Below are 15,444 nucleotides of genomic sequence, written 5' to 3'. Positions count from 1 at the left end.
ATGCGCGCTCGGGTGCGGGGCACAGGCTGGGTCGCGACGCTCGCGCTGGCGTTGGCGTTCGTGCCGCAGGCGGCCGATGCGCAGTCGCGCCGGTCGGAGCGGCCTTCGATCGACGAGCGGCTGGCGAAGCTGGGCAAGATGGAGGAGCGGGTCATCCGCATCGGCCATCGCCTGTCGGGGGCCGCTGCTGCCGCAGGTTGGTGCGACGCCGCGCCCACGCTGGGCTGGACGCTCGGCGAGCTAGGTCAGTACGGCAAAGGCATCCGCCAGAACGTCCGCAGCGCGTGGGGCATCCCGCCCGGCGCGTCGCTGTTCGTCGCCGCAGTCGCGCCCGGAAGCCCTGCGTCGAGGGCGGAAATCCGCCCCGGAACGGGCATTGCCGCCATCGCCGGGATGGCGCCCCTGACATTGTCGGCGGACGGCGAGCAACGCCTCGCGCTCGCCAATTCGGAACGCGTCATCGATGGCGCGCTTGCGACCGGCTCGGTCGAGGTCGAACTCGTGCAGCCGGACGCAACGCGGCGTACGGTGCGGCTGGTCGGTACGCCGGGGTGCAAAACCCGCTTCGAAGTGGTGACCGAGGACGACCCGCAGGCCTATGCCGATGGCGAGATCGTTCAGGTGACCGCGGGCATGAGCCAGTTTACCGAAGCCAGCGACGATCAACTCGCCGCGGTGATCGCGCATGAACTTGCGCACAACATCCTGCGTCACCGCGAACGCACCGAGCAGTCGGGCACGCCGCGCGACTATCGCCGCTACCTCCGGCGCTACACGAGGCTGTCGCGCGCGATGGAGGAGGAGGCGGATCGGCTGTCAGTCTGGCTCCTGCAGCTGGCCGGTTACGACCCCCGGGCACCGATTGCGTTCTGGGAGCGGTTCGGTCCCAACAACGACAGTCCGCATCCGTTCGGCCGCACCCATTCGCCGTGGCGCGAACGCGTCATCGCGGTGGAGGCCGAGCAGCACGCGATGCGCGCGACGCTCGCCAGCGATCCGCGGGCGCGGCCGGCGCTGCTCGGACGGCGCTCCGGCGCGAGCGACGATACCAGGCCGCAGCCGTTGCCGGGCGCGTCGGACGCCCCCACATCCCCAACCAACGGCAACTGACCCCGGGATCATTTAAATGAGTAAAGACGCAGGCGGCGAAGTCGCGATTTTCGCCGGTGGGTGTTTCTGGTGCACGGAGGCTGTCTTCAAGCGGCTGCGCGGCGTGAAGGCGGTTGAGAGCGGGTACATCGGCGGTTCGGTTGCCAACCCGACCTACAAGGCGGTCTGCAGCGGCTCTACCGGGCACGCCGAGGCGATCCGGGTCGAATATGACCCGGCGGAGATCGGCTACGGCGACCTCCTTGACGTGCATTTTGCGACGCACGACCCGACCCAGCTCAACCGGCAGGGCAACGATGTCGGCACGCAGTACCGGACCGCGATCTTCCCGCAGTCGGCCGGACAGGAGGCGGAGGCCCGTGCCGCGATCGCGCGGGCGCAGGCCGACCACGCGCAGCCGATCGTCACCACCATCGAACAGGGCGATTGGTGGCCGGCGGAGGGGTATCATCAGGACTATTGGTCGGGCGAAGGACAGCGCAACGGCTATTGTCTCGCGGTCATTCCGCCCAAGCTCGCCAAGCTGACCAAGACCCACGCCGACAAGCTGGCTCCGCAATCGTGAGCGACGCGTCCTCGCGGCGCCGGGTGCGCAAGGCGGTCTTTCCCGTCGCCGGTCTCGGCACGCGGTTCCTGCCCGCCACGAAGGTCGTGCCCAAGGAGATGCTGCCGATCGTCGACAGGCCGCTCATCCAATATGCTGTCGATGAGGCGATTGAGGCGGGGATCGAACAGCTGATCTTTGTCACCGGCCGCGGCAAGGGCGCGATCGAGGATCATTTCGACATCGCCTACGAGCTTGAAGCGACGATGGCCGCGCGCGGCAAGTCGCTCGATGTGCTCGATGGATCTCGACTGCCGCCGGGTGCGGCGGTGTTCATTCGCCAGCAGGAACCGCTGGGGCTGGGCCATGCGGTTGGCTGCGCGGCGGAGATCGTCGGCGACGAGCCCTTCGCGGTGCTGTTGCCCGACGAATTCATGTTGGGAACCCCCGGCTGCCTCAAGCAGATGGCCGACGCTCATGCGGAGGTCGGGGGAAACCTCATTTCGGTGCTCGAAGTGCCGCGGGAGGCGGTGTCGAGCTACGGCGTGATCGATCCCGGGCAAGCCAGGGGCGCACTGACCGAGGTGCGCGGGCTCGTCGAAAAGCCGGACGTCGAAGCGGCGCCGTCGAACCTGATCGTGTCGGGCCGCTACATCCTCTCACCCGGCGTCATGCGCGCGCTCCCTGATGTCCCGCGCGGAGCGGGAGGCGAGATCCAGCTGACCGACGCGATGGCGGCGGTGATCGGGCGCGAGCCATTCCACGCCGTTACCTTTGCCGGGCAACGGTTCGATTGCGGCTCGCATCAGGGCTATGTCGAAGCCAATGTCGCGGTCGGCCTGTCACGCGAAGCGATCGGACCGGGGCTGCGCCAGTCCTTGTCTCGCCTGCTCGCGGAGCGATGACATCTCGCCGCAACGATCGGCGGCGTTCACTTGGCGGTCAGGCTGAGCTGTTGAGGGTGCTGCCATGCGCGTTTCGCTGATTTTTCTTGCGCCCGCAGCCCTGTTGCTAGGCGGCTGCCTTTCGACCGCGGCCAACATCATCACAGCGCCGGTGCGCGCGGTGGGGCAGGTCGTCGACTGGACGACCACCAGCCAGTCGGAGGCGGATCGCAATCTCGGCCGGCGCTTGCGCGAACGTGAGGCGCGAATCGGTCGGCTCGAGCGCGATCGGGCGCGACAGGCGGACCGCTGCCAGCGTGGCGATACTGAGGCGTGCGTGCGCGCCGAACGGCTTGCGGCCGAGATCGCGGAACTGCGCGACACTCCTGTTCGCTAACGTCCGCCGCCGACCTCAGACGAAGCTGTAGGGATCGACGTCGACCGCGACCCGCACCCGGCTTGGCCAGGCGAGGCTGCCCAACCAGTCACGCAACAGCCGCTGCAATGGAAAGGCGCGCGTCGCGTGCACGAGCAGCCGGTGCCGGTGGCGGCCGCGCAGCATCGCGAGCGGGGCGGGGGCGGGGCCATAGATGTCGACGCCGTCCGCCTGCGGACGTGCTTTGCCGAGCGCGGCGGCGGTCGCTTCGGCGGCGGTGGCGTCTTCGCTCGATACAATGATCGCAGCGAGCCGACCGAACGGCGGCATCCCCGCTTCGGCGCGCGCGTCGGTTTCCGCCGCGTAAAAGGCTTCCGCATCGCCTGCGATCAGCGCGGCGATCACCGGCGCTTCCGGCGCCCGGGTTTGCACAAGCACCTCGCCCGGCTTGTCGCCGCGCCCGGCGCGTCCGGCGACCTGAGCGATCTGCTGAAAGCTTCGCTCCGACGCGCGCAGGTCGCCTCCCGACAGCCCGATGTCCGCATCGACCACGCCGACGAGGGTCAGGTTGGGGAAGTGATAGCCCTTGGTTACCAGCTGCGTGCCGACGACGATATCGATCATGCCGGCGTCCATCGCGTTCACGAATTCCGCCGCGCGTTCCGGCGACCAGAGCGTGTCGGACGTGACGATGGCGGTGCGCGCTTCGGGCCAGCGCAGCTTCACCTCGTCCGCGATGCGTTCGACACCGGGTCCGCAGGCGACGAGGCTGTCCTCGTCGTTGCACTCCGGGCAGACCCGCGGCGGCGGCATGACATGGCCACAGTGGTGGCAGGCGAGCCGTCGCGACAGGCGATGCTCCACCATCCAGGCGGTGCAGTTGGGGCACTGAAAGCGATGGCCGCAGGTCCGGCACAGCGTCAGCGGCGCATAACCCCGGCGGTTGAGGAAGAGCAGGCTTTGCTCGCCGCGCTCCTGACGTGCGGCGATCGCTTCGACCAGCGGCGGGGCGAGCCAGGCGCCGCGCTCGGGCGGGGTCTCGCGCAGGTCGATGTCGGCAATCGACGGCATGACCGCGCTGCCGAAGCGGGCGGGCAGGCGGATCTCTTCATATCGGCCGGACGCGACCTGAACCCGGCTTTCGATCGCGGGCGTGGCGCTGGCGAGGATGATCGGCGCCTGCGCGAACTTCGCGCGCATCACCGCGACATCGCGCGCGTGATAGTGGACGCCGTCCTCCTGCTTGAAGCTCGCTTCGTGCGCCTCATCGACGACGATGAGCGACAGGTTGCGATAGGGGAGGAACAGCGCAGAGCGAGCCCCAATGGTGACCCCGGCACTGCCGTCGGCGATGGCGCGATAGGCGCGCCGCCGCTCCGACTGGCGCAGGCCGGAATGCCATGCGACCGGCGCGCAGCCGAAACGTGCCTCGAACCGCTTGAGCATGGGTTCGGTCAGTGCGATTTCGGGGAGGAGGACGAGCACCTGCCCGCCCGCGCGCAGCGCCTCGGCGACCGCTTCGAAATACACCTCGGTCTTGCCCGAACCGGTCACGCCGTCGAGGAGGAACGGCTGGAAACCGCCGCCGATCGCTCCGCGCAGGCGCGATGCCGCGTCGGACTGCGCTTCGTTGAGCGCAGGCGCAGCGTGGTCGGGGTCCGGCCGCGGGGGCGGGGCATCGCTGGTCAGCGCGATTTGCGCGAGCACGCCGTCGCGGATCAGACCCCTCAGCACGCTGTCGCTCTGGCCCGTCAGATCGCGCAGGTCGCCGATCGTGCCGTGGGTGGCGCCAATCGCCGTCATCGCCGCCTCACGCTGCGGCGTCATCCGCCCCGGCGCCTTGCCGGAGAGGGCGTAGATCGGCTGCGGGCGTCCGCCGGCGTCGAATGCCGCGGAGGGGATCGTCATGCGCAGCACGGCGCCGACCGGAGCGAGGTAATAATCCGCCGTCCAAGCGATCGTCTGCATCAGCTCGGCGGGCAGCGGCGGCACGTCGAGCACGCCGAGGATCTCGCGCAGGCGATTGTCGCCCACCGGATCCGCGGCGAGCGCGTCGGAAGCGTCATCGCCCCACACCACGCCAAGCATCCGCCGGGGTCCGAGTGGCGCTTCGACGAAGCTGCCCGGCGGCACCTGCAGCCCATGGGGCGCGCGGTAGTCGAGCGGACCCAGCGCCCCGGTGGCGAGCACGATGCGGAGGCGGGTCATGGCTCTCGCCCTACCGCGTGCATGCCGATGAAGCGAGGGGGTGGCGTGCGGCGGCGGGGGTGCTAGGCCCCTGTCATGCGCGAAAAGGAACTGCGGCTGGCGCTCGTCTGCTACGGCGGGATCAGCCTCGCAGTGTATATGCACGGCGTCACCAAGGAGGTCTGGCACCTCACCCGCGCGAGCCGCATGGCGCTTGATCGCGCGGAGCCGGCGGGGGGCGTCGCCGACGTCTATCGTGCGCTGCTTGACCGTCTCGCGAATGCCGGTTCGGTGCGACTGCGGGTGGTGACCGACATCCTCACCGGGGCGAGTGCTGGCGGCATCAACGCCGCGTTCCTCGCCCGCGCGCTTGCATGTGGGGAGAGCCTCGAGCCGCTCACCGACCTGTGGCTGACACGGGCGGATGTCAGCGAATTGCTCGATCCCGACGCGCGGCCCGTCTCGCGTTTCAGCAAAATCTGGGCGCAGCCGATCGCGTGGTGGGCGGCGCGCGCGGGCGGCGAGATCAATGCCACGGTGGAACGCGGCGCTCGCGACGAGGTCAGCGCGAAAGTCTCGCAGTTCGTCCGCGCGCGATGGTTCGAGCCGCCCTTCGGTGGCGAAACCTTGTGCGCGATGCTGCTCGATGCATTCGACGCGATGGCGGAGGGACCGAAGGGGCCGGTGCTGGTGCCCGGCGGCCTGCCGCTCGACCTGGCGCTTACCGCAACGGACTATGCCGGCGAAGATCGGGTGATGCGGCTCAATAGCCCGCCGATTGTGCGGGAGAGCGAACATCGCGTGACGATCGCCTTTCGGCACGCGGGGGGCAGCCATGCGTCGCTCGATCCGATCGCGCTCACCTTTGCCGCGCGCGCGTCGGCGAGCTTTCCGGGGGCCTTCCCCCCCTTTCGCGTTGACGAGCTGGACCGCGTGCTGACCACGCGCGACCGCGCGTGGCTACAGCGGGGCGCGTTCCTCTCCCGACTGTTCGGCGAAGACGCCGAATATGCGGAGCGCCGGGTGCTGATCGACGGGTCCGTGCTCGCGAACGCGCCGTTCAAACCGGCGATCGCTGCCCTGCGCGAACGCAAGGCGCGGCGCGAGGTGGACCGGCGCGTCGTCTATATCGATCCCAAGCCTGGCCGCCCGTCGATCGGGTTCGGCGCGTCCGGAGCGGACGGGGACGGTGAGGACGCTCCGCTGCCCGGGTTCGTCCAGACCATTCTCAAGGCGCTGTCCGACCTGCCGCGCTCGCAGCCGATCCGCGACAATGTCGAGGCGCTGTCGCTGATGAGCGAGCGGATCGCCACCATGCGCCGGATCGTCGCGGCGATGCGGCCGGAGGTCGAAGAACGGGTCGAATCCGCGCTCGGTCTCACCTTTTTTCTCGACCGCCCCACCCCGGCCAGGCTCGCGAGCTGGCGACGGTCAGTGCAGCAGCGGGCGCGGGACGAAGCGGGCTACGGCTTCCTCGGCTACGGCCACCTCAAGCTGGCGGGCGCGATCAACGAGCTTGCGCGCATCGCCACGGCCTATGATCCGGCGGGCCGTAACCTGACGTTATGGACCGCCCGCATGACGCAGGCGGTGTCCACGATCGGCGCCGACCGGCTCGAAAGCCGCGGGCGTGAGGCGCCGGCAGTGGGCGATTTCCTCCGCGCACACGACATTTCCTTCCGTATTCGCCGTCTGTCGGAGCTGGCACGCCGGCTCGACGAATTGGCCGCCAACCGCGACGATCACGACGCGCTGATGGCGCAGGAGGATATGGTGCGCGACACCATCCACCAGGCGCGCGGCAATTATGAAGAGCGGTTGGCGACCGACTGGTATGCCGGGTTGGCGGTGGGCGAGGCAGACGCCCAGGATGCACGCGACCTCATCGCTCGGATCGCTGGGCTGCGTGACCTTGCATCGCTCGACGCAGCGGTCGACAGCGCGATCGCGCGGGCGCTGGGCGATGTCGACAAGGCGGCGCGGCGGGCGCTGCTCTACGCCTATCTCGGCTTTGCCTTTTACGATGCGGCGACGCTGCCGCTGCTCCAGGGACAGGGCGATGGCGAGTTCGACCCGATCAAGGTCGATCGCATCTCTCCCGATGATGCGGTCGCGCTGCGGGTGGGCGGGGTGGAGGCCACGCTGAAGGGCATCCAGTTCAACAGCTTCGGCGCCTTTTTCAGCCGTTCTTTCCGAGAGAACGACTATCTCTGGGGCCGCCTCCATGCGGCGGAGCGGCTGATCGCGATCGTATCGAGTTCGGTTCCGGCCGGGCTCCACGAAACGGAGATCGCCGCGTTTCAGGCACAAGCCTTTGCCGCCATCCTCGATGAGGAGCGGGAGCGCTTGACCGAAGTGCGCGAACTTATCGACGAGCTGGCGGGCGAGGTCGAGGGTTCGGCCTAGGGATCGCGCTGTCCTCCCACACCGCCGTGACGAACGCGTCGGCGGTGATGAACGGGTCGGTGAAGCGATCCCATTGCGCCGCCGGCCTCGTCGCGATCACCTGCGCCAAGCTACGCCCTCGCGCGCGTTCGGCGCTGACCCGGCTCATCACTGATTTAAGCATGTCGCGATAGGCGATGAGGTCGGACCGGCGCGCGAGCGGGCCATGTCCGGGAATGATCTGCGTCGCATCGTCGCTGCGGGCGAGCACGGCTTCCACGGCCGCGAGCATGCCCGATGCGCTGCCGCCGGATTCACGGTCGATGAAGGGGAAGGTGCCGCCGTTGAAAAATATGTCGCCCATGTGGATGACATTGGCCCGCTCGAAAAAGAGGACGAGATCGCCGTCGGTATGCGCCGCGGGGAAATATCGCGCCCGCACCGCACCGCCCCCGGTGTGAAGGGTGCCGCCCACGTCGGCAAAGGTGACGCTCGGCAGCGTGCTCGGGGTCGCGGGTTGCACTGCGCGCCCGCGCAGCATTTGCCCAGCGGCAAGGCGCTGCCGGGCGTTGGCATGGGCGACGATGGTCGCGCCCGTCCGCGCGAACGCGGCGTTGCCGCCCGTGTGATCGGCGTGCCAGTGGGTATTGAGCAGCGTCCCGACCGCGCGGGGCGTCAATGTCGAGATCGCCGCTTCGATGCGCGGGGCGAGCTCTGCGAACTGTGAATCGACGAGCAGCGTTGGCCCGTCGCCAAATGCGACCGCCATATTGCCACCCGCGCCGGTCAGCATGGCAACGCCGGGCGCCAGCAGTCGCGGTTCGACACGAACATTCGCAAAGCGGTCGGTGCTCGCCGGAGTCGGCGACGGCGCCGCGGCGGCAGTGGGCGGCGTCTGGGCGGGCGATGGCGGCGAGCCTTGCGCGAACGCGGCAGCGGGGAGGGCGATCGACAGCCAGACAAAGCGCTTCATGGCGCGCAGGCTAGGCCGCGCCGCGCTCGGATACCAGCGCCAACCTCGCACCGCGGGGCGGCGTCGTCTTGTCGCTCAAAAAGCACGACCTATATCGCGCTCAGCACCGGGGGGTGGCGTCTGGCAATCGGTCTTTCAAGGCCAGGGCTACGCCGCACCCTCCCGCATTCTGTCCTTAGATTTCTGAGAGGGTTACACGTTCATGGCGAAAGTCATCGGCATCGATCTCGGCACCACCAACAGCTGCGTCGCGGTGATGGAGGGCGGCAGCCCCAAGGTCATCGAAAATGCCGAAGGCGCGCGAACGACGCCGAGCGTCGTCGCCTTCACCAAGGACGGCGAACGCCTGATCGGTCAGCCGGCCAAGCGCCAGGCGGTGACCAATCCCGACAACACCATCTTCGCGGTGAAGCGCCTGATCGGCCGCCGCTTCGACGACCCCATGACCCAGAAGGACATGGGCCTCGTCCCCTACACCATCAGCCGCGGCAAGAACGGCGATGCCTGGGTCAATGCGGGCGGCACCGATTACTCGCCGTCGCAGATCTCGGCCTTCACGCTGCAGAAGATGAAGGAAACTGCCGAAGCGTATCTCGGCGAAAAGGTGACGCAGGCGGTCATTACCGTCCCGGCCTACTTCAACGACGCCCAGCGCCAGGCGACCAAGGACGCCGGCCAGATCGCGGGCCTCGAAGTGCTGCGCATCATCAACGAACCGACGGCGGCGGCGCTCGCCTATGGCCTCGACAAGCAGGAAAACAAGACGATCGCGGTCTATGACCTCGGCGGCGGCACCTTCGACATCTCGATCCTCGAGGTGGGCGACGGCGTGTTCGAGGTGAAGTCGACCAACGGCGACACCTTCCTCGGCGGTGAGGATTTCGACGCCAAGCTGGTCGGCTACCTCGCCGACAAGTTCAAGGCGAAGGAAAACATCGACCTCCGCACCGACAAGCTCGCGCTGCAGCGGCTGAAGGAAGCGGCCGAAAAGGCGAAGATCGAGCTTTCGTCAGCGCAGACGACCGAGGTCAACCTCCCCTTCATCACCGCGCGCATGGAGGGTGGCGCCACCACCCCGCTGCACCTCGTCGAAACGGTGACCCGCGCCGATCTCGAGCGGCTGGTCGATGACCTCATCCAGCGCACGCTCGAGCCCTGCAAGAAGGCGATGGCCGACGCGGGCCTCAAGAATGAGGAGATTGACGAGGTCGTGCTCGTCGGCGGCATGACGCGCATGCCCAAGGTCCGCGAAGTGGTGAAGAACTTCTTCGGCAAGGAGCCGCACACCGGCGTCAACCCTGACGAAGTGGTCGCGATCGGTGCCGCCATCCAGGCGGGCGTGCTGCAGGGCGACGTCAAGGACGTGCTGCTGCTCGACGTGACGCCGCTGTCGCTCGGTATCGAGACGCTCGGCGGCGTGTTCACGCGCATGATCGACCGCAACACGACCATTCCCACCAAGAAGTCGCAAACTTACTCGACCGCTGACGACAATCAGCAGGCGGTGACCATCCGCGTGTTCCAAGGCGAGCGCGAGATGGCGGCGGACAACAAGCTGCTCGGCCAGTTCGACCTCGTCGGCATCCCCCCCGCGCCGCGCGGCGTGCCGCAGATCGAGGTCACCTTCGACATCGACGCCAACGGCATCGTCAACGTCAGCGCCAAGGACAAGGGCACCGGCAAGGAGCAGCAGATCCGCATTCAGGCCTCGGGTGGGCTCAGCGACGCCGACATCGACCAGATGGTCAAGGACGCCGAACGCTTTGCCGATGAGGACAAGCAGCGGCGCGAGGCGGCGGAAGCCAAGAACAACGCCGAGAGCCTTGTCCACACCACCGAACGTCAGCTCGCCGAGCATGGCGACAAGGTCGATGCGGCGCTCAAGAGCGAGATCGAGGCGGCCATCGCCAGCACCAAGACCGCGATCGAAGGCGGCGATGCGGCGGCGATGCGCGATGCGTCGACCAACCTCTCGCAGTCGGCGATGAAGCTCGGCCAGGCGATCTATGAGCGCGAGCAGGCGAGCGGCGCGGCCGCTGGTGCCGCGGGCGGCGAGGCGGCGGATGCTGCAGCCACCGGCACTGCGTCGCAGGACGATGTGGTCGACGCGGAGTTCTCCGAGGTCGACGACACCAACTCCGACGCGAACAAGGGCTGACGAACGCGGGGCGGCGGAGAGATCTGTCGCCCCCGTTCCTTTGACGACGCGCCGAAATGAGCCTCGACATCGACTATTACGAGCTGCTGGAGGTCGAGAAGACCTGTGACGACGGCACGCTCAAATCCGCCTATCGCCGTCAGGCGATGCGCTTTCACCCCGACCGCAACCCGGGTTGCGCGGAGAGCGAGGCGCGCTTCAAGGCGGTCAACGAAGCCTATGACTGCCTGAAGGACCCGCAGAAGCGCGCGGCATATGATCGCTTCGGCAAAGCGGCGTTCCAGAATGGAGGCATGGGCGCGGGCGGGGCCGAGTTCGGCGACATCGGCGACATCTTTGAATCCATCTTCGGCGGCGCGTTCGGCGGTGGCGCGGGGCCGCGGAGGGGGCCGGCGCGCGGCGCCGACCTCCGCTACGACATGCAGATCAGCCTCGAGGAGGCGTTTGCCGGCAAGCAGGCGGAGGTCGACGTCGAAGTCGCGGTCGCCTGCGCCACATGCTCCGGCAGCGGCGCCAAGCCGGGCACGCAGCTCAAGCGCTGCGGCATTTGCGCCGGCCATGGCAAGGTGCGCGCGCAGCAGGGCTTTTTCATGGTCGAGCGGATGTGCCCGAGCTGCGGTGGCCGGGGCGAGGTGATCGCCGATCCCTGCGGCAGCTGCCATGGCGAAGGCCGCGTCGACCGTCGCAAGACGCTGTCGGTCAACATCCCGCCCGGCGTCGACGAAGGCACGCGCATCCGCCTCTCCGGGGAAGGCGAAGCGGGTCCGCGCGGGCTTCCGCCCGGCGACCTCTACATCTTCCTGCACGTGGCGGCGCATCCGACCTTCGCACGGGAGGGCACGACGCTGATGGCGCGGCTGCCGGTCGGCTTCGCGACGGCGGCCCTTGGCGGAACATTGCAGCTCGACGGGCTAGGGGGGGAGGCGCATGAGGTTCGCGTGCCCGCAGGCATCCAGTCCGGGAAACAACTTCGCATTCGCGGTGGCGGGATGCCCGTGCTGAACGGCCGCGGCCGTGGCGACCTGATCGTCGAGGTCGCCGTAACGACGCCCACGAAGTTGAGCGCCCGTCAGCGCGAATTGCTCGAGCAATTGCGTGAGACCGAGGACGAGGAGCCCGAAGGCTTCTTCGACAAGGTGAAGGGCATGTGGGGCGGCTAAGCCGGAGATTGGTCGTGCAAACGCGCGACCGAGGCGAGCATGTGAGAGGGTGGGAAGTTCGATGCGTGCAACGTGGATGATCGCCTCGCTGGCCATGGCTGCGACCGCGGTGACGGGGTGCCAACGAGGCGGTGAAAGCGCGGATACGGCGCTCGCCGGCGGCTATGGCGTGCGGGGCGCGGTCTTGCGCGCGAACGCCAACCCGGACGCTCCCTCGGCCGCCTACTTCACCTTTGCCGCCGGGCCGAGCCCACGGGTTATCGTGCGCGCGAGTTCGCCCGACTTCGATCGGGTCGAAATGCACGAAAGCCGCATGAATAACGGCGTCATGGAGATGGTGCCGCTTGCACGGGTCTCGGTCCCGGCCGATGGCGAAGTCGTATTCCGCCAGGGCGGCAAGCACCTCATGCTCTACGGCCCGAGCGAAGCCGCGCGCACGAATGGCCGCGCGACGATCCTTTTGCATTTCGAAGACGGCGGCAATCTGCCGGTGGTGTTCACCTTCAGCCCGACCACGCCGACACCGATGGGGAGCGCGTCGGCTTCGGGTGGCGGCGAACATAGCGGCCACTGATCCGCTGGTGAGCGAGCGTCGCGGGCTGACCGCGCAGGAGGTTAGGCTCGCCCGCAGCATGTTCGGCGACGCCATCGACCTCGACGGGGTCGAGCTGGTTAACCGTCGCTGGGCGTTTTTCCAGCCGCGCAACGTGGTGATGGCGCCGATGGGGCGTATCCATTTCCACCCGCACGGCGACCTTTTCTGCGAAGATTTCTGCGCTGCGCCGACTGGGCGACAAGGGCTGCTGCTGCACGAGCTGACGCACATCTGGCAGACGCAAACCCGGGGGCGCTGGTACTTGCCCCTGATGCGCCACCCGTTCGTGCGCTACGACTATGTGCTGGAGCGGGGGAAGCCGTTCGACGCCTATGGTCTGGAACAGCAAGCCGAAATCGTCCGCCACGCCTTCCTACTCCGCCAGGGCATAGCGGTCTCCGGGAAGCCGGGGTTGAGCGCCTATGAGGCTGTCCTGCCGTTTGGCAGCGGTGAAGTTGTATCTGCGACGCTTTGAAATCGGCTGACGATGTACGAAAAGCTCGCGCGGATATTGTTCACAGCAAGCTTCGCATCATCGACTTTGACGGCGAAATAGCGGGACTATTCGTGAACACTCGCCAAAGTACGGAATTCGGGCGTTCGGGGCGCATCGTTACTCAACATGATTTTATCATGTTGCACCGCCAAATTCACCGAGCGGAGCAAGTGCTACGCTCCGCTCTCAACCCCCCTTCGCGACCCCAACCAGTGCCGGCCGCAACAACCGATCCTTGATCTGATAGCCGGCCTGAATCTCCTGCACGATCGTACCGGGGGTGGCTTCGTCGTGGGGGATTTCCATCATCGCCTGGTGGAGGTTGGGGTCGAGCGGCTGGCCCATCGCTTCGATACGCTTCACGCCATTGCGCTCGAACACCGACAGCAGTTCGCGCTGGGTCGCTTCGATGCCGGTGATGAATGGCGTCCACGCATCGTCCTCGCGCGCGCTGGGCGGGAGCGAATCAAGCGCGCGGCTGAGGTTGTCGGCAACCGACAGGATGTCGCGAGCGAACCGCGTGGCCGCATAGGCGTGCGCATCGGCCACTTCCTTTTCCGCGCGGCGGCGCACGTTCTGAATTTCGGCGCGGGCGTAGAGCGCGTCCTGCTTCGCCTCGGCGAGCTGCGCCTCAAGCGCCGCGAATGCATCATCGGTGGCGGCCGGCGATGCCTGCGCTTCCGCAGCGGCTTCGGCGGCAATGGCGGCCGCCTCGTTATCGGCGGCGGGGGAGGGGTTGGTCGTGTCGTTCATCCTGTCAGCCTTGCCAGCGTTTGGGCGGTAAAGTCCACCATGGGGACGATCCGCGCGTAATTGAGGCGGGTTGGGCCGATCACGCCGACCACCCCCACCACCCGGCCGTCGCGCCCATGCCAGGGCGCCGCGACCAGGCTCGAACCCGACAACGCGAACAGCCGCGTTTCGGCTCCGATAAAGATGCGCGTCGCCTGCCCTTCACCGGCGGAGGCGAGCAACTGCGCGATCTGCCCCTGCGTTTCGAGTTCGTCGAGCAGCGTCTGCACGCGGGTGAGATCGCGCGCCGCGCTTTCGTCGATCAACCGCGCCTGACCGCGCACGATCAGCACCGGCCGCGCGGTGCCGTCTTCGCCCCACGCCGCCAGCCCCCGCGCGACAAGGTCGGCGGCCGCCGCGTCGATGGCGCTGCGCTGCTGGGCGAGCGCGTTGCGAGCGTTCGTCAGCGCGGCGCTCAACGTCTGCCCGCCGACCGCCCGGGTCAGCAGGTTGCCGGCGGTGATCAGTGTCGCCGGATCGGTGCCGGGCGGCAGATCGATGACGCGGTTCTCCACCGAATTGTCGGCGCCGACCAGGATGACGAGCGCGCGTCCGTCGGCGAGCGGGGCGAAGGCGATTTCCTTCAACACGCGCTCGGCCCGCGGCACCATCACGAGCCCCGCGCACGCGGACAGGCCGGATAAGGCAGCCGTGGCGTTCGCAAGCGCACTCTCGACCGGCCCGTCGGCGACGGACTGTTCGATCTGCGCGCGATCCTCGAGGGACGGCTCGGCAACGTGCATCATGCCGTCGACGAACAGCCGCAAACCGATCTCCGTCGGTATCCGTCCGGCGCTGGTGTGCGGCGCGGCGAGCAGCCCCGCCTCCTCCAGATCCTGCATGACATTGCGGATCGAGGCTGGCGAGAGGTTGAGGTTCGCGCGACGCGACAGGGTGCGCGATCCCACCGGCTGCCCTTCGCTGAGATAGGCTTCGACGACCGCGGAGAAAATGTCGCGCGCGCGGTCGCTGAGGTCGGTGATGTTCGGCTTCATCGCTCACCCTATCTAGCGCCGCAAACGAAGCGCGCCTATGCCCGGCGCCATTCGAGATCACAGGAGAAGTTCATGCGCCCCTCCGGTCGCGCGGCGGACGCCATGCGCGCAATCAGCATCGAAACCGGCTTCACCCGCCACGCCGAAGGGAGCGTGCTGGTCGGCTTTGGCGATACCAAGGTGCTGGTCACCGCCAGCGTGGAGGAGCGGCTGCCGCCCTGGCTTCGCGGCAAGGGGCAGGGGTGGGTCACCGCCGAATATGGCATGCTCCCCCGCGCGACGCACACGCGCGGCCAGCGCGAGGCAGCGAAGGGCAAGCAATCGGGGCGGACGCAGGAAATCCAGCGTCTGATCGGGCGCTCGTTGCGCGCCGTGACCGACCTCGCCAAGCTCGGCGAGCGGCAGATCACGCTCGATTGCGACGTCATCCAGGCCGACGGCGGCACGCGCACCGCGGCCATCTCCGGCGCCTGGGTGGCGCTGCGGCTTGCGATCGACGGGCTGATCAAGGGGGGTGCACTGAGCGAGGATCCGATCACCACCAAGGTCGCGGCGGTGAGCTGCGGGATCGTCGGCGGGGTGCCGGTGCTCGATCTCGACTATATCGAGGATTCAAGCGCCGACGCGGACGCGAACTTCGTCCTCCTTGGCGACGGGCGGCTGGCTGAGGTTCAGGCGACTGCGGAGGGCGCGCCCTATGACGAGGAGGCGCTGCTGCGGCTGCTGCGGCTGGCGAGGATTGGCTGCGGCGAAATCTTTGCGGCGCAGGACCGGGCGACGGGGCGCTGA

The 15,444-nt window shown here is 68.1% G+C and carries 14 protein-coding genes; 10 read left to right on the top strand and 4 right to left on the bottom strand.

Annotated elements, in window-relative coordinates:
* The 4 genes from ACRYJK_RS05810 to ACRYJK_RS05795 all read left to right on the top strand — a co-directional run bounded on the left by ACRYJK_RS05810 (window position 1) and on the right by ACRYJK_RS05795 (window position 2,935).
* Window positions 1-1,110, top strand: a complete 1,110-nt coding sequence (locus ACRYJK_RS05810) for a M48 family metalloprotease (protein ID WP_482666597.1) — start codon at window positions 1-3, stop codon at window positions 1,108-1,110.
* 16 nt (window positions 1,111-1,126) lie between these two features.
* Window positions 1,127-1,675 carry a peptide-methionine (S)-S-oxide reductase MsrA gene (gene msrA, locus ACRYJK_RS05805; protein ID WP_482666596.1) on the top strand — a complete coding sequence of 183 codons (549 nt, stop codon included), beginning with the start codon at window positions 1,127-1,129 and terminating at the stop codon, window positions 1,673-1,675.
* On the top strand, window positions 1,672-2,559 hold the full coding sequence (locus ACRYJK_RS05800) for a UTP--glucose-1-phosphate uridylyltransferase (protein WP_482666595.1): 888 nt from the start codon (window positions 1,672-1,674) through the stop codon (window positions 2,557-2,559). The genes msrA and ACRYJK_RS05800 overlap by 4 nt, the downstream gene beginning before the upstream one ends.
* Before the next feature lie 64 nt (window positions 2,560-2,623).
* Entirely contained in the window at window positions 2,624-2,935 is a 312-nt protein-coding gene (locus ACRYJK_RS05795; RefSeq protein ID WP_482666594.1) for a hypothetical protein, read from the top strand.
* Window positions 2,936-2,950: 15 nt separating this feature from the next.
* Here ACRYJK_RS05795 and ACRYJK_RS05790 read toward each other — a convergent pair whose 3' ends face one another.
* Window positions 2,951-5,122, bottom strand: a complete 2,172-nt coding sequence (locus ACRYJK_RS05790) for a primosomal protein N' (RefSeq protein ID WP_482666593.1) — start codon at window positions 5,120-5,122, stop codon at window positions 2,951-2,953.
* Window positions 5,123-5,197: 75 nt separating this feature from the next.
* Here ACRYJK_RS05790 and ACRYJK_RS05785 point away from each other — a divergent pair, with 75 nt between their 5' ends.
* Window positions 5,198-7,507 carry a patatin-like protein gene (locus tag ACRYJK_RS05785; RefSeq protein ID WP_482666592.1) on the top strand — a complete coding sequence of 770 codons (2,310 nt, stop codon included), beginning with the start codon at window positions 5,198-5,200 and terminating at the stop codon, window positions 7,505-7,507.
* On the opposite strand, the gene ACRYJK_RS05780 is transcribed toward ACRYJK_RS05785, so the two are convergent.
* Window positions 7,467-8,459, bottom strand: a complete 993-nt coding sequence (locus ACRYJK_RS05780) for an MBL fold metallo-hydrolase (RefSeq protein ID WP_482666591.1) — start codon at window positions 8,457-8,459, stop codon at window positions 7,467-7,469. The two genes, ACRYJK_RS05785 and ACRYJK_RS05780, sit on opposite strands and share 41 nt — an antisense overlap.
* 202 nt (window positions 8,460-8,661) lie before the next feature.
* Here ACRYJK_RS05780 and dnaK point away from each other — a divergent pair, with 202 nt between their 5' ends.
* From dnaK to ACRYJK_RS05760, 4 genes are all read left to right on the top strand, one after another.
* Window positions 8,662-10,617 (top strand): molecular chaperone DnaK, encoded by a 1,956-nt coding sequence (gene dnaK, locus ACRYJK_RS05775; RefSeq protein WP_482666590.1) that lies wholly within the window; start codon window positions 8,662-8,664, stop codon window positions 10,615-10,617.
* Window positions 10,618-10,673: 56 nt separating this feature from the next.
* Complete coding sequence (gene dnaJ / locus ACRYJK_RS05770; protein ID WP_482666589.1) at window positions 10,674-11,777, top strand: molecular chaperone DnaJ; 1,104 nt, start codon at window positions 10,674-10,676, stop codon at window positions 11,775-11,777.
* A gap of 61 nt (window positions 11,778-11,838) precedes the next feature.
* Window positions 11,839-12,351 carry a copper chaperone PCu(A)C gene (locus tag ACRYJK_RS05765; RefSeq protein ID WP_482666588.1) on the top strand — a complete coding sequence of 171 codons (513 nt, stop codon included), beginning with the start codon at window positions 11,839-11,841 and terminating at the stop codon, window positions 12,349-12,351.
* A gap of 58 nt (window positions 12,352-12,409) precedes the next feature.
* Window positions 12,410-12,847, top strand: coding sequence for a vgr related protein (locus ACRYJK_RS05760; protein WP_482667407.1), 438 nt, complete (start codon window positions 12,410-12,412; stop codon window positions 12,845-12,847).
* 207 nt (window positions 12,848-13,054) lie between these two features.
* On the opposite strand, the gene grpE is transcribed toward ACRYJK_RS05760, so the two are convergent.
* A complete protein-coding gene (gene grpE / locus ACRYJK_RS05755; protein ID WP_482666587.1) occupies window positions 13,055-13,621 on the bottom strand; it encodes a nucleotide exchange factor GrpE in 567 nt (188 codons plus the stop codon).
* A complete protein-coding gene (gene hrcA, locus ACRYJK_RS05750) occupies window positions 13,618-14,655 on the bottom strand; it encodes a heat-inducible transcriptional repressor HrcA (RefSeq protein WP_482666586.1) in 1,038 nt (345 codons plus the stop codon). The genes grpE and hrcA overlap by 4 nt, the downstream gene beginning before the upstream one ends.
* Before the next feature lie 72 nt (window positions 14,656-14,727).
* Here hrcA and rph point away from each other — a divergent pair, with 72 nt between their 5' ends.
* The gene (rph, locus tag ACRYJK_RS05745; protein ID WP_482666585.1) at window positions 14,728-15,444 is read left to right on the top strand and encodes a ribonuclease PH; all 717 of its coding nucleotides are present in this window, start codon (window positions 14,728-14,730) and stop codon (window positions 15,442-15,444) included.

The organism is Sphingomonas sp. BLHR8 (genome assembly GCF_056821725.1).
Note: the sequence above shows the minus strand (reverse complement) of the source record. Positions and strands in the feature narration are given on the sequence as shown.